The 26573-nt window shown below is 66.8% G+C and carries 32 protein-coding genes; 22 read left to right on the top strand and 10 right to left on the bottom strand.

Going from position 1 to position 26573, the window contains the following annotated elements; genetic code table 11:
• Positions 1 to 37 precede the first annotated feature (37 nt).
• On the top strand, positions 38 to 427 hold the full coding sequence (locus tag NO878_RS01005) for a DUF7522 family protein (RefSeq protein WP_256404101.1): 390 nt from the start codon (positions 38 to 40) through the stop codon (positions 425 to 427).
• On the opposite strand, the gene NO878_RS01000 is transcribed toward NO878_RS01005, so the two are convergent.
• Entirely contained in the window at positions 421 to 1056 is a 636-nt protein-coding gene (locus tag NO878_RS01000) for an RAD55 family ATPase (RefSeq protein ID WP_256404100.1), read from the bottom strand. The genes NO878_RS01005 and NO878_RS01000 overlap by 7 nt on opposite strands.
• 88 nt (positions 1057 to 1144) lie before the next feature.
• Here NO878_RS01000 and NO878_RS00995 point away from each other — a divergent pair, with 88 nt between their 5' ends.
• The 6 genes from NO878_RS00995 to NO878_RS00970 all read left to right on the top strand — a co-directional run bounded on the left by NO878_RS00995 (position 1145) and on the right by NO878_RS00970 (position 4622).
• Entirely contained in the window at positions 1145 to 1432 is a 288-nt protein-coding gene (locus NO878_RS00995; protein ID WP_256404099.1) for a DUF4242 domain-containing protein, read from the top strand.
• A gap of 53 nt (positions 1433 to 1485) precedes the next feature.
• Entirely contained in the window at positions 1486 to 1650 is a 165-nt protein-coding gene (lysW, locus tag NO878_RS00990) for a lysine biosynthesis protein LysW (protein ID WP_157690977.1), read from the top strand.
• 347 nt (positions 1651 to 1997) lie between these two features.
• Positions 1998 to 2324 (top strand): 2Fe-2S iron-sulfur cluster-binding protein, encoded by a 327-nt coding sequence (locus tag NO878_RS00985; RefSeq protein ID WP_256404098.1) that lies wholly within the window; start codon positions 1998 to 2000, stop codon positions 2322 to 2324.
• An 8-nt stretch (positions 2325 to 2332) separates the two neighbouring features.
• Positions 2333 to 2935, top strand: a complete 603-nt coding sequence (locus tag NO878_RS00980; protein WP_256404097.1) for a rubrerythrin family protein — start codon at positions 2333 to 2335, stop codon at positions 2933 to 2935.
• Between the two features lie 63 nt (positions 2936 to 2998).
• Positions 2999 to 4075, top strand: a complete 1077-nt coding sequence (locus NO878_RS00975) for a DUF3179 domain-containing protein (RefSeq protein WP_256404096.1) — start codon at positions 2999 to 3001, stop codon at positions 4073 to 4075.
• Positions 4068 to 4622 carry a hypothetical protein gene (locus tag NO878_RS00970; protein ID WP_256404095.1) on the top strand — a complete coding sequence of 185 codons (555 nt, stop codon included), beginning with the start codon at positions 4068 to 4070 and terminating at the stop codon, positions 4620 to 4622. The genes NO878_RS00975 and NO878_RS00970 overlap by 8 nt, the downstream gene beginning before the upstream one ends.
• Here NO878_RS00970 and NO878_RS00965 read toward each other — a convergent pair.
• A complete protein-coding gene (locus tag NO878_RS00965) occupies positions 4616 to 5206 on the bottom strand; it encodes a DUF7344 domain-containing protein (RefSeq protein ID WP_256404094.1) in 591 nt (196 codons plus the stop codon). The genes NO878_RS00970 and NO878_RS00965 overlap by 7 nt on opposite strands.
• 154 nt (positions 5207 to 5360) lie before the next feature.
• Between NO878_RS00965 and NO878_RS00960 the strand changes: the two genes are divergently transcribed.
• Positions 5361 to 5717 (top strand): DUF555 domain-containing protein, encoded by a 357-nt coding sequence (locus NO878_RS00960; protein WP_256404093.1) that lies wholly within the window; start codon positions 5361 to 5363, stop codon positions 5715 to 5717.
• Positions 5718 to 5757: 40 nt separating this feature from the next.
• Here NO878_RS00960 and NO878_RS00955 read toward each other — a convergent pair whose 3' ends face one another.
• Both NO878_RS00955 and NO878_RS00950 read right to left on the bottom strand, forming a co-directional pair.
• Positions 5758 to 5937: a ribbon-helix-helix domain-containing protein gene (locus NO878_RS00955; protein ID WP_256404092.1), complete on the bottom strand. Its 180-nt coding sequence runs from the start codon at positions 5935 to 5937 to the stop codon at positions 5758 to 5760.
• An 85-nt stretch (positions 5938 to 6022) separates the two neighbouring features.
• Entirely contained in the window at positions 6023 to 6526 is a 504-nt protein-coding gene (locus tag NO878_RS00950) for a universal stress protein (protein WP_256404091.1), read from the bottom strand.
• 89 nt (positions 6527 to 6615) lie between these two features.
• Between NO878_RS00950 and NO878_RS00945 the strand changes: the two genes are divergently transcribed.
• The 5 genes from NO878_RS00945 to NO878_RS00925 all read left to right on the top strand — a co-directional run bounded on the left by NO878_RS00945 (position 6616) and on the right by NO878_RS00925 (position 11595).
• Entirely contained in the window at positions 6616 to 7353 is a 738-nt protein-coding gene (locus NO878_RS00945) for an ABC transporter ATP-binding protein (protein ID WP_256404090.1), read from the top strand.
• Positions 7344 to 8585: an ABC transporter permease gene (locus NO878_RS00940; RefSeq protein ID WP_256404089.1), complete on the top strand. Its 1242-nt coding sequence runs from the start codon at positions 7344 to 7346 to the stop codon at positions 8583 to 8585. Before NO878_RS00945 ends, NO878_RS00940 begins: the two co-directional genes overlap by 10 nt.
• Before the next feature lie 70 nt (positions 8586 to 8655).
• On the top strand, positions 8656 to 10152 hold the full coding sequence (gene guaB / locus NO878_RS00935; protein ID WP_256404088.1) for an IMP dehydrogenase: 1497 nt from the start codon (positions 8656 to 8658) through the stop codon (positions 10150 to 10152).
• 123 nt (positions 10153 to 10275) lie between these two features.
• On the top strand, positions 10276 to 10860 hold the full coding sequence (locus NO878_RS00930; protein WP_256404087.1) for a HalX domain-containing protein: 585 nt from the start codon (positions 10276 to 10278) through the stop codon (positions 10858 to 10860).
• Between the two features lie 168 nt (positions 10861 to 11028).
• The gene (locus tag NO878_RS00925; protein WP_256404086.1) at positions 11029 to 11595 is read left to right on the top strand and encodes a hypothetical protein; all 567 of its coding nucleotides are present in this window, start codon (positions 11029 to 11031) and stop codon (positions 11593 to 11595) included.
• Here the strand turns inward: NO878_RS00925 and NO878_RS00920 are convergent.
• The 6 genes from NO878_RS00920 to NO878_RS00895 form a co-directional block, all read right to left on the bottom strand.
• Positions 11592 to 13715, bottom strand: coding sequence for a hypothetical protein (locus NO878_RS00920; protein ID WP_256404085.1), 2124 nt, complete (start codon positions 13713 to 13715; stop codon positions 11592 to 11594). The two genes, NO878_RS00925 and NO878_RS00920, sit on opposite strands and share 4 nt — an antisense overlap.
• A 51-nt stretch (positions 13716 to 13766) precedes the next feature.
• Positions 13767 to 14018 carry a DUF7504 family protein gene (locus tag NO878_RS17220; protein WP_424020091.1) on the bottom strand — a complete coding sequence of 84 codons (252 nt, stop codon included), beginning with the start codon at positions 14016 to 14018 and terminating at the stop codon, positions 13767 to 13769.
• Between the two features lie 113 nt (positions 14019 to 14131).
• Positions 14132 to 14332 carry a ribbon-helix-helix domain-containing protein gene (locus tag NO878_RS00910; RefSeq protein ID WP_256404083.1) on the bottom strand — a complete coding sequence of 67 codons (201 nt, stop codon included), beginning with the start codon at positions 14330 to 14332 and terminating at the stop codon, positions 14132 to 14134.
• A 64-nt stretch (positions 14333 to 14396) separates the two neighbouring features.
• Positions 14397 to 14894 (bottom strand): DUF7504 family protein, encoded by a 498-nt coding sequence (locus NO878_RS00905; protein WP_256404082.1) that lies wholly within the window; start codon positions 14892 to 14894, stop codon positions 14397 to 14399.
• A gap of 36 nt (positions 14895 to 14930) precedes the next feature.
• The gene (locus NO878_RS00900) at positions 14931 to 16091 is read right to left on the bottom strand and encodes a pyridoxal phosphate-dependent aminotransferase (protein ID WP_256404081.1); all 1161 of its coding nucleotides are present in this window, start codon (positions 16089 to 16091) and stop codon (positions 14931 to 14933) included.
• Positions 16088 to 16576 carry an Lrp/AsnC family transcriptional regulator gene (locus NO878_RS00895; protein ID WP_256404080.1) on the bottom strand — a complete coding sequence of 163 codons (489 nt, stop codon included), beginning with the start codon at positions 16574 to 16576 and terminating at the stop codon, positions 16088 to 16090. The genes NO878_RS00900 and NO878_RS00895 overlap by 4 nt, the downstream gene beginning before the upstream one ends.
• Positions 16577 to 16697: 121 nt before the next feature.
• On the opposite strand from NO878_RS00895, the gene NO878_RS00890 reads away from it, so the two are divergent.
• The 9 genes from NO878_RS00890 to NO878_RS00850 all read left to right on the top strand — a co-directional run bounded on the left by NO878_RS00890 (position 16698) and on the right by NO878_RS00850 (position 26440).
• Positions 16698 to 18491, top strand: coding sequence for a BatA domain-containing protein (locus tag NO878_RS00890; protein WP_256404079.1), 1794 nt, complete (start codon positions 16698 to 16700; stop codon positions 18489 to 18491).
• Positions 18491 to 20866, top strand: coding sequence for a vWA domain-containing protein (locus NO878_RS00885; protein WP_256404078.1), 2376 nt, complete (start codon positions 18491 to 18493; stop codon positions 20864 to 20866). Before NO878_RS00890 ends, NO878_RS00885 begins: the two co-directional genes overlap by 1 nt.
• Entirely contained in the window at positions 20863 to 21516 is a 654-nt protein-coding gene (locus NO878_RS00880) for a chromosome partitioning protein (protein ID WP_256404077.1), read from the top strand. The genes NO878_RS00885 and NO878_RS00880 overlap by 4 nt, the downstream gene beginning before the upstream one ends.
• Before the next feature lie 3 nt (positions 21517 to 21519).
• The gene (locus tag NO878_RS00875; protein ID WP_256404076.1) at positions 21520 to 22440 is read left to right on the top strand and encodes a DUF7502 family protein; all 921 of its coding nucleotides are present in this window, start codon (positions 21520 to 21522) and stop codon (positions 22438 to 22440) included.
• The gene (locus tag NO878_RS00870) at positions 22437 to 23387 is read left to right on the top strand and encodes an AAA family ATPase (RefSeq protein WP_256404075.1); all 951 of its coding nucleotides are present in this window, start codon (positions 22437 to 22439) and stop codon (positions 23385 to 23387) included. Before NO878_RS00875 ends, NO878_RS00870 begins: the two co-directional genes overlap by 4 nt.
• Position 23388: 1 nt before the next feature.
• The gene (locus NO878_RS00865) at positions 23389 to 24249 is read left to right on the top strand and encodes a DUF58 domain-containing protein (protein ID WP_256404074.1); all 861 of its coding nucleotides are present in this window, start codon (positions 23389 to 23391) and stop codon (positions 24247 to 24249) included.
• 78 nt (positions 24250 to 24327) lie between these two features.
• Complete coding sequence (locus NO878_RS17145) at positions 24328 to 25362, top strand: PfkB family carbohydrate kinase (protein WP_256404073.1); 1035 nt, start codon at positions 24328 to 24330, stop codon at positions 25360 to 25362.
• Positions 25363 to 25405: 43 nt separating this feature from the next.
• A complete protein-coding gene (locus tag NO878_RS00855) occupies positions 25406 to 25831 on the top strand; it encodes an EamA family transporter (RefSeq protein WP_256404072.1) in 426 nt (141 codons plus the stop codon).
• A gap of 57 nt (positions 25832 to 25888) precedes the next feature.
• The gene (locus tag NO878_RS00850; RefSeq protein WP_256404071.1) at positions 25889 to 26440 is read left to right on the top strand and encodes a thioredoxin family protein; all 552 of its coding nucleotides are present in this window, start codon (positions 25889 to 25891) and stop codon (positions 26438 to 26440) included.
• Positions 26441 to 26573: the final 133 nt, after the last annotated feature.

Here is a 26573-nt window from a genome sequence, read left to right as displayed (position 1 = left end):
ACAAAGGTATTAGTTCCGACCACCCCTCGCGTGCGGCATGGACGACGCCGTCGACGCACTCGTCGAACGGTACCAAGAGCTCGCTCCGGACTGTCTCCGCGTCGCCGTTCGATACGAGGGCGACGAACACGCGGTTGCCTTCGCCCGCGACGACGTGGTCGAGATGTACTCCCCGGAGGAGTTCGATGCGAAGGTCAAACAGTTGGTCGTTGAGGGACTCGCCGATCAGCCCAATCAGGAGCAGTTCCGTCTCTACGGAGAGATGAACGTCGTTGTCCGGCGGTTCGACAACGCGGTCATGGTGCACTTCCCTCGCGACGAGTTCGCTGGCGTCGCCGTCACGTTCGACCGGGACGCGGGTCCCTCGCTCGATACCCTCGCCGACGTGGGCATCGACGTGTTGTCGACGGACGACACCGATCAGTAGGGCTGCCAGCCGGCGCCGCGGCCACCGAGTCCCCGCAGGCGGAGTTCACAGCCACTCTCGGTCTCCCGTGTCTCGACGATACCGTCGATCAACTGGCTGAGGATATCGCGCTCCCGTTCGGTCGGTGAGTCGACGACGAACACCCCGACGCCACCGATACTCTCGATCTGGCCCGACAGGACGTGGAGCATCCGGTAGACGCGCCGGAGGTCGTGGTACATCAGGAACGTCGACAGCGAGTGGATGCCGAACCGCATCGGCCGGCCGTCGGCGTGAATACGCTTGAACAGCCCGGAGAGTTCGATGCTCAGGCCGGTCATGTCGCGCGGCGACGAGACGTAGGAGGTCGTCGCTGTCTCGCGGACGGCGCCGAGTCCCCGCTCTCTGGTCACGCAGTCGACGACGTGCAACCGCTCGGTCGGCCACTCTCCGTTCCACTCGCGGAACAGTTCCAGCAGGTTGCCGGCACCCATCTTCGTCGTCACCATCGCCACCTCTTCGGCCGTGTCGCCGCCGAGGAGGCGGATCATGAGCTCTCGCTTGCGCGTGAGTGGGGGTCCCGAGACCAACAGTGAGGTTCCCGGGGGAAGCTCCTCGACCGGCAACACGCCGGAAGTGGAATACGCCATCGTAGCACGACAAGCGGGCGCGCCTGCTTCAAGGTGTGGCCTCCGTCCGGGGGTAACTTTATGTCGTCCCGGACGTGCCTGGTCGTACGTGAACGACTATCTGATCCTCCGCGAACTGGACGAACCGATCAGCCGCGACGACCTCCACGGTGCCGCCGAGAACTCCGGCGAGGCGCTAGAAGCTCTCCGCTCGGAAGGTGTCGACATCAAGTGGGTCGACTCCGAGGTGCTCACGAACGACGACGGCGAGGTGACGGGGACCTTCTGTCACTACCAGGCCGAAAGCGAGGACGCGGTTCGGGAACACGCCGACCGGGCGGGCCTGCCGGCGACCCGGATCGACCGACAGGGCGAACCCCTCGCTGGCGAGGAGTAGCGGCCGCGAAAGGCATCCTTCAAGTCCCCCCACGACCAACCCACGGGCGAACTATGCCCGAGTGCGTCGAATGCGGGGCCGACGTGACCCTGCACGAGGATCTGGAAGTGGGAGAGATCGTCGACTGTGGGACCTGTGGTGCCGAACTCGAAGTCGTCGGCCTCGACCCCGTCGAACTGGACGCCGCCCCGGAACTCGAAGAGGACTGGGGCGAGTAACGGACCGACTACACCTCTTCTTTCGGCTCCATTCGAGAACTGATCCGGGCACCCGTCCGGATCGACGGTCGGATAACTCCTCGGTGAGTCCGATAAAAGATCACCCGCAGGCATCCAGGGACCGAAAGTACCCCTACCAACTGCCCCCGAACCCCTGCGTCTCGTTACGAAGCGGGATCCGAACCGATATATATCTTGTGTCAGACGTGAGTCGGACACGCCGGTTGCTGGCTGTGTGAGGGTTCCACACGGACGAACCGCGCGCCGGAACAGAACGGTCGGAGACACTGAGGGTCCGCCGTCCGACTGGATAAAGAGTTTTGCCGGGCTCCGGTGTAGACCGAGCCATGACCGAACACACCGTCGAGTTCGTCGGCACCGGAGAGACGATCCAGGTGTCGGATAAGCGGACGATCCTGCAGGGGTGCATCGACGCCGGGATTGCCCAGGAGTTCTCCTGTCGCGTCGGGATGTGTCTGGCCTGCTCGGCGGAGATTATCGAGGGCGAGGTGACTCAGCCGGCCGCCCGGGCGCTGACCGAGGAGGAAGCCGAGTCGTACGCGCTGACCTGCATGGCTCGTCCGCAGAGCGATCTGGTACTCGACCGCGGGAAGTACCCCCCGAGCATCGAGGATGCCGCCACCGACGCGACGGACGCGGCCGCCGACGACTGACCCACCCCATGGACGCCGCCGACCTCCGGGCCGACGTCGAGGCCGAGTACGCCGACGCGCTCGCTCGACTCGGCTCACCCGACCTGCTCGTGGCGCTCTCGGACGGCGACCCGGACCCCGCAGCGCTGTTGTGTGCCGCCGCCGACAGCGAACACGCCGCCAGGGAGACGTTTCGAGAGTTCGTCGAGACGGCCGCCGACGACGCGGTCCGCGACACTTACGCCGCCGTCGCCGCCCAGGAGGACGACCACCTGCGCCGGGTCCGTGCCGTCGCGGGCATCGACGAGTACCGGCCCGACGGGACGGGTCCCATGCACGCCTACCTCCGTGGCCGGGAGGGACCGATCCACCGCGTCGCCGGCGGGATGGTCGGCCGGACGCTCGTGAGCCTCCGGACCCACGGTCGCCTGATCGACTTCTTCGAGGGACGCGACCCCGACGCCGAACAGTTGTTCCGGGCGTTGCGCGCCGAGACGGCCGACTGCCTCGACGACGGTCTCACCGCCCTCGACGCGCGGGCGACCGGCGACGACTGGGACGAGGCCCTGGCGGTGGCGGGCTACACCGTTCGCCTCGCCGCCGACGACCTTCGGGACGCGCTTCGCTCGTAGCCGCCGTGCGTGTCCCGCACACGGCCGTAGTAGGCTTTTCGGCGTCGAATCCCCTTTCGTGGTATGGAATACCGAACCACACGACGCCGGGCGATGGCACTGGCTGTCGGCACAACGGGTGCGCTCGCCGGCTGCCTCGACGGCGTTGCGAACACCGCTGGGGGGGCGAGCGACGGCGGACCCGACCGTGGGCCGCCGGCGGCAGACCGGCCGCGACACGTGGCCTATGATCCCGACCACCTCCACGGAGAGGTCGTCTCCGGCGGCCCCGACAAGGACGGTATCCCCGCGGTCGACGATCCGTCGTTCGTCGACGCGTCGGCGGCGTCCGTTCCCGGCGACGACGACGTGGTGGTCGGCGTCGTCCGCGGCGGGACGGCGACGGCCTACCCCCGGTCGATCCTCGTCCACCACGAAATCGTCAACGACCGCCTCGACGGTGTCCCTGTGAGCGTCACGTACTGTCCACTCACCGGGACGGTCATGGGGTTCGAACGCCGCGACACCACCTTCGGCGTCTCGGGCAATCTGGTCAACAACAACCTCGTGATGTACGACCGTGCGACCGACAGTCGGTGGCCACAGATGCTTGCCACCGCCATCTCGGGGCCACTCGTGGGCCGTACGCTTCGGGAGTTCGACCTCGTGTGGACCACCTGGGGTCGGTGGCGACGCCGCCATCCGGAGACACGCGTGCTGTCGACGGACACCGGCTACCTCCGGAACTACGGCGTCGACCCGTACGGCTCGTACACCCCGAAACGAGGCTACTACGCCCAAGAGTATACGATATTCTCGTCGCTCGCGGACGACGACCGTCTCGGGGCCAAGGACATCGTGGTCGGGGTCCGAACCACCCGCGGCGCCGCGGCGGTCGAGCACTCGCGGCTCCGGCGTCGGGGGCTTGCCGACCTCTCTATCGGGGGCCGCCGGATCGCCATCGTCCACGACCCGGGCCTCGACGCGGCGTACGGCTACGCGCTTCCCGCGACCACGACGGTGACCGCCGCGTCGACGGGCGTTGTCGTCGACGGCGTCCGCCGGCCGCCCGCCGCGCTCCCGTTCGACCGAGTACCGGCTATCGAAGCGATGTGGTTCGCGTGGGCGGGGTTCTACCCCGATACCGACCTCCATGCCTGACCGCACCCGCCGGACGGTCGCCGGGGTGACCACTGCCCTTCGCCAGCCCGGCGGCCGGGCGGCGTTTCTGCTCGCCCTCGTCGGCTATCCGCCGCTGTATCTCGCCTCTGTCGGCCACCTCGCCGTGGGGGCACGCGGATATTCGATCCGCGTCGTCGCCGACCCGGTCACCCGCGCCATGCGGTCGACGCGACCCTTCTCGTTCGAACCGGTCGCCCGGGTCGCCGTCGACCCCGTGGCAGTTCTGATCTCACCGCTGGACATCGGCGTCGCCCTCACGCTTGCGGCCCTCGTCGGGTGTAACCTCGCCCTCGCCGTCGCCGCCTGGCGCTCCCCGGCGACGTGCGGGGTCGAGGGATCGGTGGGATCGCTGGCCGGCTTGCCCGCCCTGTTGACCGGCGCGACCTGCTGTGGTCCCGCCGTCCTCGTCGCGCTTGGGGCCGGGGCGGCGGGGTCGCTGACCGCCGTCCTGTGGTATGCGACGCCGCTCGCGGGAGCCTTGCTCGTCGCGAGTCTCGTCTTCGTCGCCGGCCGCGAGGGTCACTGACGCCGTATCTCGGGGGGTTCGGCGGCGTCGCTCGGGCCGGTCGCGCGGTAGCCGTGAACGGCCGCGGTGACGCCGAACAGCGCGACGACGCCCGTCAGCCAGACCAACGGCGAGACGGCGCCGAACGGCGGCACGTTGAGCCAGACGGCGGCGACGACAGCCGTCGAAACGGCGGCGAGCGTGAGGTAGTACCGCTCCCAAGACGGTTGCTCCCCGCCGACGAGTTCGAGGTAAAAGTCCAGCTTTTCGACGGTGTCGGTGGGGTGGACGCGGCCGCTGTCGGGGTCGAATCCGATCAGGCCCGTCCGCTCCAGTTTCGGGAGGTGAGACTGCTGTAGGGCGGTGTAGACACGCTTTCGCTCCGCGGCGGTCACGTCGGGGATGGCACAGTCGTTCTCCCAGGCGGCAATCTGGTCGGCCAAGACGCCGATAGTCGTCGTCCCGTCTCGGAGGAGCACGTACAGCGCGTACCGCCGCCGCCGGTTGGACAGGATGTCGAATACCTCCTGTTCGGTCGGCTCGGACGCGCCGTCACCGTCCTCGCCGTCTCGCTCCGGCGGCGCCGTCCCCCTCGATTCACTCATCGATTGTCCGATACGAAGATGATGGCTACCGGGCTATTAAACTTCGTACTCCGCGCTTCGTTCCGGCCTTCGGGGACGGCGGCGCGGTGTGCGGGGCCGCAACGCGCCGGTCGCGAACCACAAGACACGAGGTACTCCGCGGCGTGTCGGACGTATGAGCAACTATCTCGTCGCCATGGAAGCGGCGTGGCTGGTTCGGGACGTCGACAACGTCGACGACGCCATCGGCGTCGCTGTCAGCGAGGCGGGCAAGCGCCTGAACGAACAGGACAAGGAGTACGTCGAGGTCGAGGTGGGTGTCACCCCCTGTCCGGCGTGTGGTGAGCCGTTCGACTCCGCGTTCATCGCCGCCGACACCGCGCTGGTTGGTCTCCTCCTCGAAATCGAGGTGTTCAACGCCGACGGCGAGAACCACGCCACCCGCATCGCGAAAAGCGAGGTTGGGGGTGCACTCCGTGACGTGCCACTGTCGGTGATCGAAGTCGCCGAAACCGACCCCGAGGCGGAGTGATCGCGCCGCGGTCGGCCACCGTCCGGGGTTGGCCCCGTTCTCACTCACGCTGCGCGTCCCCGTCGCGTTCTTTCAGCCACTCGTCGAGAAGGGTCCGAATCGCCGCCGCCCGGTTGTCGCGGTGGTCCTCGAAGGCGATGTCGTCGACGACGTCGACCGTCTCCTCGTCCAGTTCGACGGTGACCGTCTCCATCTCCGCGAGTCCGTCTCCCTCGTTCATGCGTTAGTCGCCACGGGGGAGGGCTACAAATAGCTCCGTCAGACGGCCGTCCGGCGCGCGTGTGACTCCGCGCGGGCGACGGATTTCACCGGTAGAAGTCGGATTTCCCCACGCGGTGTGGCGAGGCGTCGGCGACCCGACTGACCTTCGAGGGGTTCCGGTGGCGGACGATGACCACGTCGTAGGCGTCGTCGGCCGCGACGGTCCCGCCGACGCTGCTCAGCGACGACACGAGCCGACCGGCGTTTTCGCTGCCGACGAACACCATCGAGGCGTCCACCTCCCGGGCGAGCTTGCGGATCCGTTTGGCGATGGTCCCTGTGGCCGCGTGTCGCCCGACCGTCTCGTATCGGAACTCCGCGTTCGGGGTCAGCGACGCCACGTCCTCGTGGAGCGCCGAGACCACAGCCTCGCGGTCGAACGGCTCGTCCGACTCGAGCCAGCCCCGCTCACGCGCGTAGGCGGCGTTTTTCTCGGGGATTACACTCGCCGCCACCACCCGCTCGTCCAAGACGCTCCCGAACTCAACGGCCCGTACCAGTGCCGCTGCTGCGAGCTCCGAGCCGTCGAACGGCACAACGAACGTCATACGTCGTCGCTACGACCCCGGGGGCAAAGAGAGTCCGGGCAGATCGGGCGGGCACACGACTCATTAGCGTCCCGTCCGAAGCGGTGGCGATGACCGCCTCCTCCGACGCCGGGGCGACCGCCGATCACGACGACGTGGTGACCCTCGCCGACGTCCGCAAGACCTACGACGTAGGCGGGACCGTCGAGGCGCTGGCCGGCGTCTCGCTGTCGCTTCCAACGGGGTCGTACACGGCCGTGATGGGGCCGAGTGGCTCCGGAAAGTCGACGCTGTTGAATCTGATTGGGGCGCTCGATACTCCGACCGCAGGACGCGTCGCCGTCGCCGGCGAGGAAGTATCGGCGGTGAGCGAGCGCGCGCGGGCCGCGCTCCGCGGGACGGAAATCGGGTTCGTCTTCCAGACGTTCAACCTCCTCGCCCGGTTGACGGCCGTCGAGAACGTCGGCCTGCCGCTGGTCTTCGCGGGCGTCCCACGAGCGGAGCGACGCGACCGGGCGCGCGAACTGCTCGCCGAGGTCGGCCTGGGTGACCGGACGGACCACCACCCGACCGAGTTGTCGGGGGGGCAGCGCCAGCGCGTCGCCATCGCCCGCGCACTCGTCGCCGACCCGGCGCTCGTCTTGGCCGACGAGCCGACCGGGAACGTCGACACCGAAACTGGGAGTCGCGTCCTCGACGTCTTCGACCGCCTCCACGCGGCCGGCAACACCATCCTTCTGGTGACCCACGAGCGACACGTCGCGGAGCGAGCCGACCGGATCGTCCACGTCAGGGATGGCGAACTCGAACGGATCGAGACGCTCGACGGGGGCGAGCGATGCGACTGATCGAGTCGGTCAGGATCGCTTGGCGGTCGATCCGGAGCCACCGCCTCCGGTCGGCGTTGACGGTCCTCGGTCTCGTCATCGGTATCGCGTCGGTCGTCGTCTTCGCCACGTTCGGCGCGAGCATCGAGGCGGAGATCGTCGGCGACATCGAGGGATCAAGCGCGAGCAACGTCTATGTGTTCGCGACGCCGGCCGACGACGAGGACGGCGGCTTCGACCAGGTGGTTCAGCCGGCCTTTACCGAGCGCGACGTGGAGGCGCTGGCGTCCCTCCCGGGGGTGACCGCCGCCATCCCACGGGGGACCGTCGACGCCAACTCGCTCACCCACGGCGAGGACACCGTGGCCCGGCAGCGGGTGACGGCGACGACGCCAGCGACCTTCGACGAGGACCGGATCGTCGCCGGCCGCGGGTTCCGGTCGGGGAGCGCGGAGGTCGTCCTGAACGAGCGGGCGGCACGGACCTTCGCGGAGAACGTCACCGTCGGCGACCGCCTCACGCTCTCACTTTCGGGGAATCAGACCCGCGATCTCCGGGTCGTGGGAATCGTCAACGGCACCGCGGGCGGATTGCCGGTGAGCGACTTCGCCGAGGGCTCGCGGGTGTACGTCCCCGTCGACCCGTTCTACCGGACGGTCGTCGAGAGTCCGAGCGTCGGCGTCCGCCAGCGGGCCTATCCGCAGGTGACGGTCGTGACCGATCCGACGGGCATCGAGGCGACGCGGACGGCGGTGGCGACCTACCTCGACGAGGAGTCGGACGCACGGCTGTTGGTGCCGGCGGGGACGGAACCGACGGCACGGACGAGCGGTGACTTCGCGGCCCGCATCTCGTCGGTCATCGACCGGGTCACGCGGTTCGTGACGGGCGTCGCGGTGATCGGACTGGTCGTCGGCGCCATCGGCATCGCCAACATCATGCTCGTGAGTGTCACGGAGCGAACGCGAGAGATTGGCGTAATGAAGGCGGTGGGCGCGCGCAACCGGGACGTGTTGGTCCTCTTTCTCGTCGAATCGGGGCTGCTCGGGGCCGTCGGCGCGGTGCTCGCGCTCCCCGTCGGTATCGGGGTCGGATACGCCGCGACCCGGTACGCCGAGGTTGGCTTCACGCTCGCGCCGGGGTGGATGGCGACCGCGGTGGGTGTCGGCGTCGCCGTCGGCGTCCTTGCGGGGCTGTACCCCGCCTGGCGGGCGGCGCGTGTCGACCCCATCGATGCCCTCCGGTACGAGTGAGCGTGCGACCGTTACACAGGCGCATGCGCCGTCTCGCAACGTTTTTCCCGGCGGCGAGACGACGGATTACATGGCGAACGACGTTCCCGATTCGGATCCCTTCTCGACGAAGCTGCAGGTACCGGAGGCGCTGACGTTCGACGACGTTCTCCTTCGCCCGATGGAGAGCCACGTCGAACCCGACGAGGCCGACGTGTCGACGCGTGTGTCGACGAACGTCTCGCTCAACATCCCGGTCCTCTCGGCGGCGATGGACACGGTCACCGAGAGCGACCTCGCCATCGCGATGGCCCGCAACGGCGGGTTGGGCGTCCTCCACCGCAACATGACAACGGAGGAGATGGCCGTCGAAATTGAGCGGGTCAAACGCGCCGACGAACTGGTCATCCGCCGGGACAACGTGGTGACGGCCCGCCCGGAACAGACCGTTCGCGAGGTCGACGAAATGATGGAACACGAGGGTGTCAGCGGTGCGCCCGTCGTCGACGAGGACGACGTGGTTCTCGGCATCATCTCCGGGACGGACATCCGGCCCTACCTGGAGGTCGGCGAGTCTGACGAGGTGCGCAAGGCCATGACCGACGAGGTCATCACCGCCGGCGAGGGCGTGACCGCCCGTGAGGCGCTCGAACTCATGTACGACCACAAGATCGAACGGGTTCCCATCGTCGACGACGACGACCGCCTCGCCGGCCTCGTGACGATGCAGGGCATCCTCCAGCGACGCGAACACGAGAACGCGGCCCGCGACAACGACGGCGCCCTCCGAATCGGCGTCGCCGTCGGCCCCTTCGAGGACGACCGGGCGACCGTAGCCGACGACGCCGGCGCGGACGTGCTCTTCATCGACTGTGCCCACGCCCACAATCGGAACGTCATCGAGAGCGCCCGCGAGATCAGCGAGACGGTCGACGCCGACGTGGTCGTCGGCAACATCGGCACCCGTGAGGCGGCCGAGGCCGTCGTCGACTTCGCGGATGGCGTGAAGGTCGGCATCGGTCCCGGCTCCATCTGTACGACCCGGGTCGTCACCGGTGCAGGGATGCCACAGATCACCGCCGTCGCGGAAGTTGCCGACGTCGCCAGCCGGCACGACGTGCCGGTCATCGCCGACGGAGGCATTCGCTACTCCGGCGACGCCATCAAGGCTGTCGCCGCCGGTGCCGACGCCGTCATGCTCGGGTCCTTCTTCGCCGGCACGAAAGAGGCGCCCGGCCGGATCATCACCATGAACGGGAAGAAGTACAAGCAGTACCGCGGCATGGGATCGGTCGGCGCCATGCGCTCTGGCGGCGGCGACCGCTACCTCAAAGAGGAGGACGACGACGAGGGGTTCGTTCCCGAAGGCGTCGAGGCGGCCACCCCCTACAAGGGGACGCTCGCCTCCGAACTCCACCAGCTGGTCGGCGGCATGAAATCCGGGATGGGCTACGTCGGCGCGGCCGCTCTCCCCGAGTTCAAGCAGCGTTCGCGGTTTGTCCGCGTCTCCTCGGCCGGTCAGACGGAGGGTCACCCTCACGACGTGATGATCACCGACGAGGCCCCGAACTACAGTCCCCAAGAGTAATCACCGACCTGCCGGTGATATCCGTCAATATTCTACAATCACCGGTTCCGCAAGGAGTATTTTGATATGATCCGGCGATACATGGACATCCGTGAGTGGCCGCACTCCTCTCCAGGAGCAGATATGACCGACGATTCCCCCCTCGTCTTGGTCGTCGAAGACGAACGCGACTTGGCTGAACTCTACACGACGTGGCTTGCCGAGTCCTACCGCACACGTGCGGTCAACGACGGCTACACGGCGCTCGACGAACTCGACGACGAGGTGCGTGTCGTTCTGTTGGACCGCCGAATGCCCGACTTTTCGGGCGACGAAGTACTCGATGCCATCCGTGACCGTGGCCTCGATTGCCGGGTAACGATGGTGACTGCCGTGGAACCCGACATCGACGTGATCGACATGGGGTTCGACGACTACCTCGTCAAACCCGTTTCGCGGGAGGAACTCACGGGCACGGTGTCGAACCTGCTCGCCCGCGACGCGTACGACGAGGGTGTCCGCCGACTCTTCTCGCTCGCCTCGAAGAAGGCCCTGCTCGAATCCGAGTCTCCCAACTTGACACCCGAAGACTCCGAAAAGTACCAGCAACTTCTCGACGATATCGAGGAACTGCGGGGCGATCTCGACGACACGCTGGCACAACTCGGCGAGAGTGACGATCTGAAACGGATCTATCAGGATATCGGGCGTGACGCGGACGAAGAATAGTAACTGAAGAGACACGAAGTGCTGCCTTTTCCCGTCGCTCCCCGCCGCCGCCAGCCGTCTTCGGGTCGACCCAGTTTATGTCAGTAGTCAACGCGGTTAATTGATTATATTAACTATCAGATATTCTCGAAAAATTATAATTCTTGTCCGGGTGACTGTTCAGTTGCGATGTCCAAACGTGACAGCGGCACGGTGGCAGCGGCCGACAAGACTCGACAGTCAAACGTTACTGCCGACGGCAACAGCGGCGGTATCTCCGGTCCCTACACTGCCGACGGCAACAGCGGCGGCATCTCTGGCCCCTTCACCGCGGACGGTAACAGCGGCGGAATCTCCGGACCCTCAACCGCGGACGGGAACAGCGGTGGCATCTCCGGTCCGTTCACCGCTGACGGCAACAGTGGTGGCATCTCTGGGCCCTACACTGCGGATGGAAACAGTGGCGGCATCTCCGGTCCCTACACTGCCGATGGCAACAGTGGTGGCATTTCCGGTCCCTTCACCGCAGACGGCAACAGCGGCGGAATTTCCGGCCCCTACACTGCCGACGGGAACAGTGGCGGTATCTCTGGTCCCTTCACCGCGGACGGCAACAGTGGCGGTATCTCTGGTCCCTACACTGCTGACGGAAACAGTGGCGGTATCTCTGGCCCCTTCACCGCAGACGGCAACAGTGGTGGCATTTCCGGGCCCTACACTGCCGACGGCAACAGCGGCGGCATCTCCGGTCCCTAAACCTTCGAAAGATCGAGTTCGTCACTCCAGACGAGCGAACCGTCGATTTTCACCGGTACCGTCTCCAGCGAGAGAAACTGTCGTAACTCCTTGCGGGTCAACTCGAACGTCCGAGAGTCGCCCGACCAGAGGTAGTACTCGTTGACCTCGTCGAGCCACGGCATCACGAGACTTCCCATGCCGAACGACGTCGAGGGGTGACTTTGCCACTCCAGTTCGAACCGGTCGTCGGTGCGGGACCGGACGACACAGACGTTCGGCGGACCGCCGTCGGTCCGGGCCAGGGAGAGGCTACTGTCCCCAATGACGGTGTACTGCTCGCCGATGATCGAGTCCTCGCGCGCGACTTCGAGTGCGCTCCCGACGGTGAACCCCTGGTCGAGCAGGCGTGCCAGCATCCGACCCATCCGGACGGCGCCGCTGTTGATCACGTCCGAGAGGGTCACGATGCCGGCGATGGCTCCGGCCTCGATGAGCGCCGACCCTTGCTCGTAGGACTGACAGGCGTTCAGCAGGAAGGCGTCGGGACCGGCGCTCGTGAGCGTCGTCGCGTCGAGTTTGCCATCCGCACACTCGAAGCCCGCGGCGTCGATGTGGCCGATGTAATGCAGGAGGTCCGTCTCCGCCGAAAGCACCTCTCGCAGTTCCGCTCGTCGCAGGTCGTGATGGACCCGGACGTCGAAGGGGAGTTGCTCGCGAGAGCCGTACACCTCGTCGACCACATCGCGTTCGTCGGCCATCCGGGGGTCGTTACAGACGACCGTGATTCCGATGTCGCCGTCGGCGGGGGTCCGGTCGAGACGGTTGTAGAAGGCGTCGGTGGTGGCCTTGCTGGCGCCGATGGGCGCGCCATCGCCAATCCAGGACTGTTCCAGCGAGTCGGCCGTCTCCGGTTGGACGTACGACCGCGTGGCGTCGTCGGACGACGCGCTTCGGGTGAACGCCGAGTCACGAAAGAACTCGTCGGCAGCGGCCGTCTGGACCGCCGAACTCGGTTCGGGTTGGTCCCGCGGCGTCCGGACCACCGCGAGGTCGTTCGTCACGAAGGGGAGCAGTTCGACGTTTTCGGGCCTCGGGTCGACGTGGGAGGTGAGTCGCCACTCGGGGAGTTCGTCCTCAACGGCGCCGAACGGGACCGAGAGATACTCCTCTAACTGTGTCGCGAGCGACTGGTCGTACAGCCACTCGAAGTCGAGGTCGAGATCCGTTTCGACGGCATCGCGTTCGTGGAGGTCGACCGAGTAGTATCCCTCGGTGCGTGTCACGCAGTCGAGGAAGAACGTCTGCTTGAGGACGCGTTCGATCTCCGTCTCGAACCCGCGCATCGTATCTAAGTCGTGTTCGAAGCCACGGTCGGTCACGAGACGCGGCCGGTCGCTCGGCACCACGTCGGCGGCGAGGTAGTACGCAAGCGGTGTGGCCACGTAGATCGAACGATACTCGGGGGGTAGTTCGAGCCTAATTCCCGTCTCGGGCGACGTGACGCCATCCGGAATCTCGACGTGGTCGCCGCGTTCTACCAGCGGTGGGTGGCCCCGGAGCGTCGGATAGGACCGCTCGGGGGACGTGGTCTTGAGCGCCGAGGAGAACGTCGAAACGGCCGTCATCACGTCCGCGGGATCGTCGGTCGTCGTCAGCGTCGCCGCCGGCCCCTCGTGATGAGAGCGGGCGCCGATCCGAACCTCGCTCGGGCCGTCGAATCCGATGCGCGTCTGTGTCACGTCCGTGGCGACCGTCACGCGCCCTTCGACCCGGAGATAGATCTTGATGGGACCACAGAGTTCGAGGCTGTAGCTCCCGGCCGGAAACTCCTCGTAGGCGGAGTGCTCCGTCTCGGCGAGCATCTGGCCGTGTTCGTCGCGAACGCAGACGGAGACAACCGTCGGTAATTCGATTTCGGCCGTCTCGACGGCGACGGCGGCGTCAACGGGGAACCGATGGCCGGCAGGGTCGGCGGGCGTCGGCGACACGGGGCGGTCGGTGAACAGCCGAAACTGGTTGCGCTCGATGAGGTCGGCGACGACCAGTCCGGAACGCTCCTCGAGTGTCCGGAACGACACTTCGAGGGCGTCACCCTCTTGTTCGACGCCGGGCCCCTCCGGCCGCTCGGCTCGACTCATCTTATCTATTGAGTCGGCCGTCGCGCACAAAAGGGTATTGTTGGTTGTTCGTCATGAAGGCTTGCCTACGGGAAGCCAGTCGGACGTGAGGTTCCGATCACGGAAGTGCCACCGCTGGTCCAGGTCGCCGCCGTCGACCCGGAGTTCGACGGTGGCGTCGAACAGGGGCTGGAACAGCCGCACCACCTCTGCGCTCACGTCGCGGGGGAGCCTGACGTGGGTCAGTCCCGCGGCCGACCGAGACTGTGCGACGACCGCGTGGACGAGTCGAAACGCCGTCTCGCGGCCGTACGTGGTCAGCAGGCTCGGTAGAGCGTGTCATAGAACTCTTCACATACTATAGTCAGTTTGAGTACTATTATAGCAGGTTATTTGCTTAGATATGCGTGCACCAGGTGCACAGCGTTTAAAACTAGTTATAGAGTGCCCTTTCGTTTCCGAATAATGATTTCTCGAACCCGTTCAATGTGGTTCGTCTCAGATTGAACGAATGCTGTGAGGATGGCTTCGACGATCTCGGAGCGGCTGACTCCGAGATCGTCACACTCAGCGACCAGTTCATCCACTTCTCGCACAATTTCCTCGTCAACAGCGACGCCGAACTTCTCTTTCGCCATAGCTAACACAAGCTGAAAACAGCGTGCACCAAGTGTACGACGATTTGAACTTGTCTAAGCTGATTCAGCGATCCATGTGAACTCTTCTATGACAGGCTCGGCTCGGTAAGCAGTCGAAGGCCATCCGAAACTCAGCGGGCGCCAGCTTTCCGGCAAATAGTTCGAACTCCTCGACGACGTCGGTCATCATCGCCCCGAGGTCGCCGACCGACCCGTCGACGACGTGCGTCCGGGGGGTCACCTCGTTCAGAGGCTGGCTCGCGGCTGCACTGCGTGCCTGCTTTCCACACGTGATCAGGCGCGCGTACTCCGCGGAGAGCGGTCCGGTCTCACGGAGTCGCTGAACCCCCGTCTCGCGGGTCGATTTCGGCGTCACGACAAGTCGGCGCCGCGGCGGTTCGGCGTCAGGTGCGCCGAGCATCGTGGCCGATGCCTGTACGAACATTCCCTCGGGAACCGAGCCAACGACAAGCAGTGCGCTACCCTGTTCTTTCAGCGTCGCCAGCGCATGTGCGAAGCTAATCCCTTCGTCGTCGGGCCCCATCCCACCACCCGCGACCATCAGACTGTGGTACGGAAGCGTGACAGATAATTCTTCTTATGTCTCGGCCCGCCCTCGCTCGCACTCCGCCACAAAGCGCTCGATGCGGTTCATCGCCGCTTTCAGGTCCGACATCCCCGTGGCGTACGAGACGCGAAGATGGCCGTGCCCCTCCTCGCCGAAGACGCGGCCGGGGACCACCGCGACCCCCTCCGACTGGAGGAGGTCCTCCGCGAACTGCTCGTCGTCGTAGGGCGCCTCGGGGAAGGCATAGAAGGCACCCGTCGCCTTGAAGCAGTCGAGGCCCATGTCTTGGAACCGCGAGATGACGAACCGACGCCGGCGGTCGTACTGTGTTCGCATCTCCTCGACGTCGTCTTGGCAGGCCTCGAGGGCCTCGAGGGCAGCGTACTGGGCCGTCGTCGGGGCGGAGAGCATCGTATACTGGTGAATGCGGTTCATGGCGTCGACCGCCTCGCTCGGTCCGAGCGCGTAGCCGAGGCGCAGCCCCGTCATCGCGTAGGCCTTCGAGAAGCCGTTGATGACGACCGTCCGCTCGCGCATCCCCGGCAGGGTCGCGATGGAGGTGTGTTCGCCCTCGTAGGTGAGACCGGCGTATATCTCGTCGGCCAACACCGTCAGGTCGTGTTCCCGAGCGAAGGCCGCAATCTCGGCGAGGTCGTCGGCGCTCGCGGTCGCCCCCGTGGGATTGTTCGGATAACAGATCATCAACACCTCGGCGTCGGCGGCCCCCGCCCGCTCCAGATCGTCGGCGGTCATCACGAAGTCGTTCTCCGCGCGCGTTGAAACCGGGAGCGGGTCGCCGCCGGAGAAGCGCACGCCCGGCCCGTAGGAGATGTACGCCGGTGACTGGACTGCGACGGCGTCGCCGGGATCGACGAGGGCCCGAAGCGCCAGATCCACCGCCTCGCTCGCACCCGTCGTCACGAGAATCTCGCTCTCGGGGTCGTAATCGAGGCCGTACCGGGGAACGTGATCGGCGATGGCCTCACGAAGTTCCAGCATCCCCCGGTTGGTGGTGTACGAGGTTCGACCCCGTTCGAGCGAGTGGATAGCGGCCGCCCGCGCCTTCCACGGCGCGCTGAAGTCCGGTTCGCCGACGCCGAGAGAGATGACGTCGTCCATCTCCTCGGCGAGTTCGAAGAAGCGTCGAATGCCCGACGGGGGCGTGTTTCTGGCGCGCTCCGAGAGCTTCATGGTGAGATCGAGAGGCGGTCGTCGTCGTCGCTGTCGATGAACTCCAACCCACGGTTCTTGTACGTGTTCATCACGAAGTGGGTCACCGTCTGGGTCACCTCCGGGATGGGCGCGATCTGTTCGGAGACGAACATGGACACGTCGCGCATCGAGTCACCCTCGACGGTCACGTCGAAGTCGTAGTCGCCGGAGACGAGTCGGAGCGCCGTCACCTCGTCGAACTTCGTGATCCGCCCCGCCACGTCGGCGTATTTCGTCTCGCGGTCGAGCTCTAAGTTGAGTTCTACCTCGGCGGCGACGTGGTCGGTCTCGACGCGGCTCCAGTCGACGACCGGCTGATAGCCGAGGATCGCCCCATCGCCTTCGAGTTCCGCGATCATCGACTCCACCTCGCTCTCGTCACAACCGAGTTGCCGCGCGATGGTGTCCGTGCTTTCGCGGGCGTCCTCGAGGAGGAGATCGAGTAGCTCCAACTTATCGGCCATACCGTCCCGTTGGCGCCCTCGGTGAAAGGGTTTGCTTACGCGTCAGTATCCATCCCGAACGATGGTCGGAAATCCTCCGTCGTGGCGAAAGACCGATAGGCGGCGGTGACACAGTGGAGCTATGGCCCTCTCCGACGTGTTTCTCACGCCGCTGGGGCTGGCCGCCCTGTTGGCGGTGGTCCCCGTCATCCTCCTCTATCTCGTCCAGCCCGACCCTCGCCGGGTCGAACTGCCGACCATCGCGCTTCTGCTCGACGACGAGCAACGCGACGCGAGCAACCCCTTACTGGAGCGACTCAGGCGCAATCTCCTCTTGTTGCTTCAGCTTCTCGTCCTCGTCGCGCTCGCGGTGGCGCTCGCCGGCCCCTACGTCTCCGTCTCGGAGAGTCAGACCGTCGAGGAGACGGTTATCGTCCTCGATGGGAGCGCGAGCATGACCGTCGACACCGGCGACGGGACGCGCTTTGCCGCCGCCCGCGCCGCCGCCCGGGAGACGACCACCGGTACCAACTCCGTCGTCTTCGCGGGCACCGAGAGCCGTATCGCCCTCCGCTCCGGCGGCGACACCGAGGTGCAAGCCACCCTCGACGAACTCACCGTGACCGACGTGTCGGCCGACCTCGGCGCCGCCGTCTCCCAGGCCGCCTCCATCGCCGGTGAGAACGCGCGGATCGTCGTATTCAGCGACTTCGCCGACGACGGGTGGACCAACGCCGTCCGGTCTGCCCGGGCCCGTGACCTCCAGGTCGACCTCCGGCAGTTCGCGGACGGCGGCGCGAACAACGTCGGCATCGTCGACCGCTCCTTCTCGGGGCGCAACGTCACGCTGTCGGTCAAGAACTTCGGGAACGCGACGGCCACTCGGTCGGTCGAACTCGGTGGCCGCAGCCGGTCGGTCGACCTCGGCCCCGGCGACATCGAGCGTGTGACCCTCACCATCCCCGGCGGTGGCGGACGGGCACAGTTGACCCCCGGCGACGCCTTCCCTGCCGACGACGTCGCCTATGTCGCCGCCCCCGCCGATCCGACGGTCGACGTCCTGCTTCTAACCAACGACCGGGACCGGTATCTGACGACCGCCCTCTCGGTGATCGAGGAGGTCGATCTGACGGTCGACGAGCCACCGACCACCGTCGAGGACGAGTACGACGTGATTCTCTACAGTGATCTGGAGCCTGAGAGCCTCCTCCGTGGCAACGTCGAGGCGGGACGGAACGTGATCGAAGCCGGTGGCGGCGTGGGCATCCTCGCCCAACCGAGTCCGCCGGACACGTACGGCGACCTCCTCCTCCTCTCGCCGAACGGAACCGGACAGAACCCGTCGGTCGGTCGCGTGACGACGACGGAACTCACCCGCGGTATCGACTTCCCGCCACCGGGGACGTACCTCCAAGGATCGTTGCGTGCGGGGACGCCGCTGGTCCAGACCACCGGTGGGACGCCGCTCGTGGCGACCCAGCGACGCGGGGCGGGCCGGGTGCTCTACTACGGCTACGTGGGCGACGACCCGTTCCGGTTCAACTACCAGTATCCCGTCTTCTGGAAGCGAGCGACCTTCCACCTCGCCGGCCGGGAGTCGCTCGCCTCACTCAACCGCGGCACCGGCGACCGTCTCCAGTTTGGCAACGAGACGGACGTCGAGACGCCCGCCGGCAGCGTCTCGGCGCGGACGGTCCCGCTTGACACCGTCGGCTTCTACGCCGTCGGTGACCGGCGCATCGGCGTCTCGCTGTACAGCGAGGCCGAATCCGACGTCGAGGCCGTCCCGCTCGCCGACCGCACGGACGACGGCGAGGCGGTCACCCGCGAGGAGGAGCGGCAGGTGCCCCAGCCGCTGACCTGGCTGGTCGCGCTGTCGGCCCTCCTCGTGATCGTCGGCGAGGTTGCCTTCCTCCGACGGCGGGGTGATCTCTGATGTGGGTCGCTCTCGCCGTCCGGACGGCGCTGTCGGACGGCACCGTCGTCGGTCTGGAACGCCCGGCGGTCCTCGTCGCCCTACCGGTCGTCGTCGGTGTCCTCGCCGTCCTGATCCACTACCGTGTCTCGGGAACGGCCGCCACCCGGAGTCGGCGGCTCCTGCTCGCCTCGCGGGTCGTCGTCGCGACGCTGATCATCGTCGCGGCCGCCGGTCCCTTCACCGTCGTCACGACGGAGACACAGGGCGACCCCTCGGTGTCGATGCTCGTAGACCGCTCGAACAGTACCGCCGTCTCGCCCGATGTGGCCGAGGACCTCGCCACCGATATCGAGGATCAGGGCGTCCCGGTCACCGTCTCGACGGTCGGCCAAGGGACGAACTCCCGGATCGGTGACGGTGTCGCCGCCAACCTCCGTGAGAACGGATCGGTCGTCGTCGTCTCCGACGGGCAGGTAACCGGCGGCCAGAGCCTGACCGAGACGGCGGAGTTCGCCCGCTCGATCAACGCTACGATCAGCACCGTCTCGCCCGAGCCGACCCGGACCGAACGGTACGTCACCCTCACCGGTCCCAACAAGGCGAGTGTCGGCGTCGAGAGCCGGTTTCTGGTACGTGTCGACGGCGTCGAGGCCGACTCACCCGTCTCGGTGAGCGTCACGGTCGACGGTGAGACGGTCGCCTCCGAGCGGATCGACGAAGGCACCGGCGCCGTCCCCGTCGCGCACACGTTCGAGTCGACCGGGAGCCACCGGATCACCGCCGAAATCGACGGTGAGGACGTCTTTACCGTCAATGACGTGGCCCGCAAGACCATCCGGGTCGTCGATCAGCCGCGCGTGCTCTACGTCTCGCGGGGGAACTACTCGCTGGGAACCTACCTCGATCAACTGTACCAGGTCGACCGGGTCGAGTCGGTGCCGGAGAATCTCGATCCGTACTACGCGGTCGTGGTCCAGAACGTCGCGGCTGGCGACCTGGGCAACGTCGACGAACTCCAGCGGTTCGTCATCGACGGCGGCGGCCTGTTGATGACCGGCGGCCCCAACAGCTTCGAGAACGGCGGCTACGCCAACTCCTCGGTGGGGTCGATGCTCCCGGTCACCTTCGGCCCGTCGGCGCCGGGGAGCGCACGGATCGTCATGCTGATCGACGTCTCGGGGAGCGCGGGCAGCGGGATGCGAATCCAGAAGGCCATCGCGCTTGACGCGCTCTCACAACTCGACGATAACAACGTCGTCGGCGTCGTCGGCTTCAACTACCAGGCCTACAGCGTCTCCGACCCCGCGTCGCTGAGCGAGAACCGCGGCGTGGTCCAGGATCGGATCAGTCGCCTCCGGGCGGGCGGTGCGACGAACATCGCCAACGGCCTCCGGGGCGCCGAGGAGATGCTCGGCGGTCAGCGTGGGACGGTCATCCTCGTCAGCGACGGCGGCGACACCGAGAGTCGGTCGGCCGTCGTCGCCAACGCACTCGGCCGGCAGGGCATCCGGGTCATCACCGTCGGCGCCGGTCGCAACGTCAACGAGGGCGTCCTCCGCCGGGTCGCCGAGGAGTCCGGTGGCAACTACTTCCGCGCCAGCGAAACCGAGCGCCTGCGTCTGCTCTTCGGCGGCGGGAGCCGCCAGTTCCAGGGCGAGGGACTCACCGTCGTCGACTCCGGGAACTTCATCACGAGCGGCGTCACCTTGGAGTCCTCGCCCGGATCGGTCAACGACGTGTCGATGCGGCCGGGCGCGAACTTCCTCGTCGCCAGTCCGGACGGCACACCGGCGGTCGCCTCGTGGCGCTACGGCCTCGGCCGGGTCGCCACGATCACCACCTACGCGGAGGGCGGCGGCCTCGACGGCTTGCTCAGCCAGCCCGACTCTCTGCTGGTCACGAAGTCGGTGAACTACGCCATCGGAGACCCGGAGCGGAAGGCCTCGGGCGTCACCGACGTCTCCGACACGCGGGTGGGCGAACCGACGACCGTGGTCTACCGCGGTGATGCCCCGCCCAGCGACACCGACCTCGCGTTCAGCGCCGTCGACGAGGGGGTCTACCGGGCGTCGGTGACCCCCACCGAGGTCGGTTACCAGACGGCGGCGGGAGCGACCTACGCCGCGAACTCCCCCGCGGAGTACGCAGGCTTTGGCACCTCGTCGGCGCTCTCGGACGCGGTGGAGGCGACTGGTGGGCGCGAGTTCTCCAGCGACCAAGCTGCGGCGATTACCGAGTTCACCCGCGAGCAGTCCACCCGGGTGCGCGACGTGCGGCGAAACTGGGACTGGGCGCTGTTGATCGCCGCCCTCCTCCTCTTCGTGACGGAGGTGGTCGTCCGGCGGCTTCAAGTGTACAACGGTCGTACGAGAACCGAGAGTGGATTGCCATGAGCCTCATCGGCCGATCTATCAACGTTGCCCTCGCCCTCCTCATCTGTCTGTCCGTCGCCGGCACCGCCGGCGCGACGCTGTACTATCAGGAGTCGGTCGAGGAACTCGACGCCGAGAACAGCCAACTCCGTCAGGAGAACCAGCGCCTGCAGGAGGACCTCCAGTCGACAGAACGTGAACTCCAGCAGACCAGCCAGCGGCTGCAGGATCTCAACGAGAGCCTCAGCACCACCCGGAGCGACGTGAACCAGGTTTCGGAGAACCTCGAAGAGACCGAGGGACAACTGCAGTCGACCGAGGAGGAACTCGCCTCGACGCGGAGCGACCTCCAGGCCGCCCAGCGGCGCGCCGAGGAGTTACAAGGAGAGGTCCAGACGCTCGAATCTCGGAACAACCAGCTCCAATCCCGGGTCTCCAACCTCGAAACCACGAACGAGAACCTCCGGGATGAACGGGACGACCTCCAGAACGAGGTCGACGACCTGAACGATGAGGTGAGTCAGTTGGAAAGCGACGTGACCGACCTCGAAAGCCAACTCGAACGGCGGAACGACCAGATCCAACAGCTCCGGCGCGAGAACGACCGGCTCCGTAGCGACCTCGCGGCGGTCTGTGCGGAAGTCGAGAATCCGCCGCCGGAGTGTAGCTAAGTCATGTCGGATTCGACGCCCGCCGACGCGGACCCGCCACCCGCCGAGCGCAACCTCCAGCGCGCGCTGACACAGATCCGCCGCGAGGGACTGAAGGTGGCCGTCATCTACGCCGTCGTCGACGCGGCGCTGGCGACCCTCCTCGTGAACCTCGCCACAACCGTCGCCGGCGCTCCCGGGCTTCCGACCCGGCTCCCCATCCCCGGCGCGGTTCTCGACGCCCTCGCCGGCGTCGGCGTGACGCCCGCGGAGCCGACGGTGTCGAGTGCCGCCGTCCTCGGCGCGGCCGCCGGCCTCCTCGTCTTCGGCGTCGAGGTGGGCTGGCGAATCCGTCGGCCACTCGTCGACCAGTTCGCGGCCGCCAACCCCTCGCTCTCCGAGTCGTTGCGCACCGCGCGTGACGCCGTCGCGAGCGACCGGCAGTCGCGAATCGTCCTCCGGCTCTACGAGGATGTCCTCGACCAACTGCGGGACGCATCGAGTATCGGCCTGCTCTCGACCCGCCGGCTGGCGCTCGCGGTGCTTCTGCTCTCGGTCGTCAGTATCGCGACCATTCAACTGGCCGTGGTCGACCTCTCGCTGGCCGGCCTCGGTGGCCCGGGCGACACGGCCGGGCCGGACGGCGGCACGCAGACGGAGTACCGCGGCCTCCAGGACGGCTCCTCGATTCTCGGGGAGGCCGAGGACGTGCCGGAGGGAAGCGAGGAACTGGAGGCGGACATCGACACCAGCGGGTCGGGAAGTGGGAACGGCACCGAGGTGGAATCGTCCGCAGCCTACGAGAACAGCGGCCTCGACTCGTCGACCGCCGTCGAGAGCCAGCGGGCGGGCTTCGACGAGCGCGAACGTCTCGAAGATGCGGCGCTGATCCGGGAGTACAACCTGCGGATTCGGCAGAATACGGACTCGAACTCAGATACATGAGCGAACCAACGACCGACATCGACACGTTACAGGAACGGCTCGGACGCGTCCGCGAGGAGGTCGGCAAGCGAATCGTCGGCCAGCGGGAGGTTCTCGAACGACTGCTCGTCTGCATTCTCGCCGACGGCAACGCCCTCCTCGAGAGCAACCCCGGACTCGGAAAGACCACGATGGTCCGCACCGTCGCGGACGTGATCGACCTCGATTTCTCGCGGGTGCAGAACACCCCCGACCTGATGCCGTCCGACATCACGGGCACGGAGATCATCCGCGAGTCGAGTGACGGCCGCGAGTTCGTCTTCGAGAAGGGGCCAATCTTCGCGAACGTCGTCCTCGCCGACGAAATCAACCGCGCGACGCCGAAGACCCAGGCCGCGCTGTTGGAGGCCATGCAGGAAAAGCAGGTGACCGCCGCCGGCGACACCTACGACCTCCCGCGGCCGTTTTTCGTGCTTGCGACCCAGAACCCTATCGACCAGGAGGGGACCTACCCCCTCCCGGAGGCCCAGACCGACCGCTTTCTCCTGAAACTCGTCCTCGATTACCCCTCCTTCGACGAGGAGCGGGACATCGTGAACCTCTACACCCAGGGCGGATCGGCGCCGCCGGTCGAGAAGGTGCTGAGCCTGTCGGAACTCCGCGAGGTCCAGTCGCTCGTCCGCGAGGTGCCGATTGCCGAGGAGATCCGCAACCGCGCCATCGAGGTGGTGCGGGCGACCCGTGAGGCCGACACGGTCGATTTCGGCGCCAGCCCCCGGGCGAGCATGGGCCTCATCGTCACCGCGAAGGCGCGGGCGTTCCTGCACGGCCGCAACCACGTCTCCTGGGAGGACGTAATCGCGATGGCGCCGCCGGTGCTCCGTCACCGCATCATGCTCGACTTCCGCGCGGAGCGGGAAGGACTCACCACCGACGACGTGATCGATCAACTGCTGTCCGAGGTCTGAGATGCCCATCGATCCCGGCTTCCTCGACGAACTCGACCGATTCGAGGCGTCGCTGAGCCAGCAGTCGACGGCGGTCAAGAAGGGCGAACAGGAGTCCCAGAGCGTCGGCGAAGGCTTGACTTTCAGCGACTACCGGCGCTACTCGCCCGGCGACGACACCCGCCTCATCGACTGGCGTCTCTACGCCCGCACGGAGGAATTTTACATCAAGCAGTTCGAGGAGGAGCGCAACCTCACCGTCCACATTCTGCTCGATGCGAGCGCGTCGATGGACTTCGGCGAGGGCGACCAGCACAAGTTCGAGTTCGGCGCGAAACTCGGTCTCGGCTACGCCTACCTCACCGCCGAGGAGCACAACGACTTCCAGTTCTCGCTGTTCCGGGAGCGTCACGAGCGCATCGACACCGGAAAGTCGACCCGCGGTGAGGTGCTGGCGCTGGTCGACCGCATCAACGAGACCGATCCGAGTGGCGATACCGACTTCGAGACGGCGCTCGGCGAGTACGCGGCGAGCATCCGTTCGCGGTCGCTGGTGATCGTCGTCACCGATTGTATCGGTGACCTCGACGGGCTAGAGACCGGCATCGCATCGCTCGCACGCAACGAGGTCGTCCTGATACAGACCCTCTCGCCGGACGAACTCGATCCCGAGGTTGGCGGCGATACCATCTTCGAGGACTTGGAGTCTGAGTTGACCCGCCGGACCTACTTCGGCGGCCGCCTCGCCGAGCGCTATCGGACCCGTGTCGACGAGTTCGCTGACGACGTCTCGGACCGGGCACAGGACCTCGGCATCACCCACGCACTGATCGGGACCGACGAGGAGTTTTTCGACGCGTTCTCGTCGGTGTGGATCGGCTGATGCGGGCAACCGTGGCTGTCCGTCGATTCGCCGGCAGCGTGACCGGACGTTTTCTGTGCCGGTGCCGTAGGGAGCGGTGTGCCGTACGATAGGCTTGCCGGCCGACTGCGTGCCGATCCCACGACGGTGACTGTCGGTGCGCTCGCCGACGGGAGCGTCGACGACTACTATCGGCTCCGCGAGGGGGAGTCGACGATTACCTCGCGGGCCGCCCTGGTTGCTGCTATCTCCGCGGGTCGCGATTCGTTCGACCTCGATCACGTGACGACCGACGCGGGCGGCCAAGCGGTGAACGCGGCGCGACAGGCGGCCGCCCTCGGCGACGACGTCCGCCTCGCCGGACACCTCGACCACCCGATCTTCGAGTTTCGTCACGTCGAGGCGGTATCCATGGGGTCGCCCGCCCGGGTCACGGTCTGCTTGCTCGACGACGACGATGTCATGTTCGTCGAGGAATCCGCGGATCTCGCGGCGTGGACCTTCGCCGACCTCCGGGCGGCGCTCCCGGGCCCAGTCGAGTTGTTTCTCGAACGCGACGCGCTCTGCTGTGTCAACTGGGCGTCGACGCCGGGCCTCGGGGCGGCGATGCGCGAGATGGCCGCTCACGACCCCGACGGCGGTGTTCTCTGTGTCGACCCCGGTCCGCTCACGGTCGCGGGGGCGCGTGCCCTCCTTGCGGCCCTCCGGTCGCTCGGGACCGCCTACGACGTGGTCGTGAGCGTAAACGAGGACGAGGCGGCACAGTTGGGTGAGGCGGTCGGCGTCGCCGGCGATCCGACCGACGCGTCGCTTCTGGATGCCGTTCGAGCGAGGGCCGACGGCACAGGTGGCGTGGACGAGGCGAGCGTCGTCGTCCACGGTACGGACGCCGCCGTCGCGGCGACGCCTGTGGGTCGGGTCACCGTCCCGACGCTCGACGTGTCACCGGGACCGACCGAAACCGGTGCTGGTGACCGATTCAGCGGCGCACTCGCCCGCTCGCTGGCGGCTGGTTGGGACTGGGAAGTCGCGCTGGCGGCGGGCAACGCCTGTGCCACACACTACGTCTCGGGTCGCGGGACGGCCACCCGGTCGACGCTTCTGGATCACGTCGTGACACACGACCCGTCGTGACCGGATCGAAACGCTATACTGTCGGCCACGATGGGTAACAATCATGGGCTATCTCCAGTGGGCGCTGGTAGCGCTGGTCGCGTACTCGGCGGTGGCGCCGCTCGTCGGGTTCGCGACGACGGGCACTCCGAAGGTTCCCAGCTTCGTCGCCGCGCTCATCACAAACGGCATCTTGCTTTTGACCACCGTAGGGGTCGTCCTCTACGAGGGCCAGTCCGTGTCGGCGTATCTCGGCCACCCGAAGGCGCCGTATCTCTACCTCGCCGGTCTCTTCCTCGCCGTCGGCATCCTCGCGTACTACCGGGCGCTTTCACTCGGCCCCGTCAGCGCGGTGGTCCCCATCTTCGGCACCTTCCTCGTCATCAGTTCCGTCATCGGCATCGCCTTCCTCAACGAGACGCTCACCCTCCGCAAGGTGGCGGGCATCGGCTGTGCCGTCCTCGGCATCTATCTCGTCTCGATGGAGTGAGTCTGGCCGGTTGCCGCCGGCCGGGGGTATTTGGGCGCCGACCCGCTACCGTCCGGTATGGCACTCCAGGAATCCGACTCGGAACTCGCATCCGGCGATCAGGCCCCCGACTTCGAACTCCCCGGCGTCGACGGTGAGACGTACTCCCTCGATTCGTTCGACACCGAGGCGTTGCTCGTCGTGTTCACCTGCAACCACTGTCCGTACGCACAGGCGAAGTTCGACCTCCTGAACGACCTGGCGACCGAGGACGACGTGACAGTCGTCGGCATCAACGCCAACGACGCCGAGGAGTATCCCGAGGACTCGGTCGAGACGATGCGAGCGTACGTCGAAGACGGGCGGGTCGACTACGACGCCTACCTCCGCGACGAGTCGGCCGACGTGGCCCGCGCCTACGGCGCCGTCTGCACCCCCGATCCGTTCCTCTTCCGGCGCGATGGCGACACCTATCGCCTGGCCTACCACGCCCGCCTCGACGACGCCATGGGTCCCGACGAGGAGGCCACCGAGTATTACATTCGCGAGGCCATCGACGCCGTCCGCGCCGGCGAGAACGTCACCCTCGACCCCGGTCCCTCGCGTGGCTGTGGGATCAAGTGGCCCTGAGGAATCGGCAGATCCTCCCGGTATCGGTGCCTACGCAGTCCGGAGTGGCCCCTCGTCGAGACGTTCCGGGAGCCGTCGGAGTATCGCATCCGTTCGCGGTGTAGATACGGGTCGGATAGGGACTCGACGCCCG

The organism is Haloplanus ruber (genome assembly GCF_024494725.1).
GTDB lineage: Archaea > Halobacteriota > Halobacteria > Halobacteriales > Haloferacaceae > Haloplanus > Haloplanus ruber.
Note: the sequence above shows the minus strand (reverse complement) of the source record. Positions and strands in the feature narration are given on the sequence as shown.

Coding starts and splice junctions, on each gene's coding strand:
- NO878_RS00930 (WP_256404087.1), top strand. CDS start 10,276: ATGACCGACGATTCCCCCCTCGTCTTGGTCGTCGAAGACGAACGCGAC.
- NO878_RS00950 (WP_256404091.1), bottom strand. CDS start 6,526: ATGACGTTCGTTGTGCCGTTCGACGGCTCGGAGCTCGCAGCAGCGGCA.
- NO878_RS00885 (WP_256404078.1), top strand. CDS start 18,491: ATGTGGGTCGCTCTCGCCGTCCGGACGGCGCTGTCGGACGGCACCGTC.
- NO878_RS00870 (WP_256404075.1), top strand. CDS start 22,437: ATGAGCGAACCAACGACCGACATCGACACGTTACAGGAACGGCTCGGA.
- NO878_RS00955 (WP_256404092.1), bottom strand. CDS start 5,937: ATGAACGAGGGAGACGGACTCGCGGAGATGGAGACGGTCACCGTCGAA.
- NO878_RS00980 (WP_256404097.1), top strand. CDS start 2,333: ATGGACGCCGCCGACCTCCGGGCCGACGTCGAGGCCGAGTACGCCGAC.
- NO878_RS00965 (WP_256404094.1), bottom strand. CDS start 5,206: ATGAGTGAATCGAGGGGGACGGCGCCGCCGGAGCGAGACGGCGAGGAC.
- NO878_RS00910 (WP_256404083.1), bottom strand. CDS start 14,332: ATGGCGAAAGAGAAGTTCGGCGTCGCTGTTGACGAGGAAATTGTGCGA.
- lysW (WP_157690977.1), top strand. CDS start 1,486: ATGCCCGAGTGCGTCGAATGCGGGGCCGACGTGACCCTGCACGAGGAT.
- NO878_RS00970 (WP_256404095.1), top strand. CDS start 4,068: ATGCCTGACCGCACCCGCCGGACGGTCGCCGGGGTGACCACTGCCCTT.
- NO878_RS00890 (WP_256404079.1), top strand. CDS start 16,698: ATGGCCCTCTCCGACGTGTTTCTCACGCCGCTGGGGCTGGCCGCCCTG.
- NO878_RS00925 (WP_256404086.1), top strand. CDS start 11,029: ATGTCCAAACGTGACAGCGGCACGGTGGCAGCGGCCGACAAGACTCGA.
- NO878_RS00905 (WP_256404082.1), bottom strand. CDS start 14,894: ATGGTCGCGGGTGGTGGGATGGGGCCCGACGACGAAGGGATTAGCTTC.
- NO878_RS01000 (WP_256404100.1), bottom strand. CDS start 1,056: ATGGCGTATTCCACTTCCGGCGTGTTGCCGGTCGAGGAGCTTCCCCCG.
- NO878_RS00975 (WP_256404096.1), top strand. CDS start 2,999: ATGGAATACCGAACCACACGACGCCGGGCGATGGCACTGGCTGTCGGC.
- NO878_RS00895 (WP_256404080.1), bottom strand. CDS start 16,576: ATGGCCGATAAGTTGGAGCTACTCGATCTCCTCCTCGAGGACGCCCGC.
- guaB (WP_256404088.1), top strand. CDS start 8,656: ATGGCGAACGACGTTCCCGATTCGGATCCCTTCTCGACGAAGCTGCAG.
- NO878_RS00880 (WP_256404077.1), top strand. CDS start 20,863: ATGAGCCTCATCGGCCGATCTATCAACGTTGCCCTCGCCCTCCTCATC.
- NO878_RS00960 (WP_256404093.1), top strand. CDS start 5,361: ATGAGCAACTATCTCGTCGCCATGGAAGCGGCGTGGCTGGTTCGGGAC.
- NO878_RS00855 (WP_256404072.1), top strand. CDS start 25,406: ATGGGCTATCTCCAGTGGGCGCTGGTAGCGCTGGTCGCGTACTCGGCG.
- NO878_RS00850 (WP_256404071.1), top strand. CDS start 25,889: ATGGCACTCCAGGAATCCGACTCGGAACTCGCATCCGGCGATCAGGCC.
- NO878_RS00875 (WP_256404076.1), top strand. CDS start 21,520: ATGTCGGATTCGACGCCCGCCGACGCGGACCCGCCACCCGCCGAGCGC.
- NO878_RS00920 (WP_256404085.1), bottom strand. CDS start 13,715: ATGAGTCGAGCCGAGCGGCCGGAGGGGCCCGGCGTCGAACAAGAGGGT.
- NO878_RS00985 (WP_256404098.1), top strand. CDS start 1,998: ATGACCGAACACACCGTCGAGTTCGTCGGCACCGGAGAGACGATCCAG.
- NO878_RS00865 (WP_256404074.1), top strand. CDS start 23,389: ATGCCCATCGATCCCGGCTTCCTCGACGAACTCGACCGATTCGAGGCG.
- NO878_RS00940 (WP_256404089.1), top strand. CDS start 7,344: ATGCGACTGATCGAGTCGGTCAGGATCGCTTGGCGGTCGATCCGGAGC.
- NO878_RS00945 (WP_256404090.1), top strand. CDS start 6,616: ATGACCGCCTCCTCCGACGCCGGGGCGACCGCCGATCACGACGACGTG.
- NO878_RS01005 (WP_256404101.1), top strand. CDS start 38: ATGGACGACGCCGTCGACGCACTCGTCGAACGGTACCAAGAGCTCGCT.
- NO878_RS00900 (WP_256404081.1), bottom strand. CDS start 16,091: ATGAAGCTCTCGGAGCGCGCCAGAAACACGCCCCCGTCGGGCATTCGA.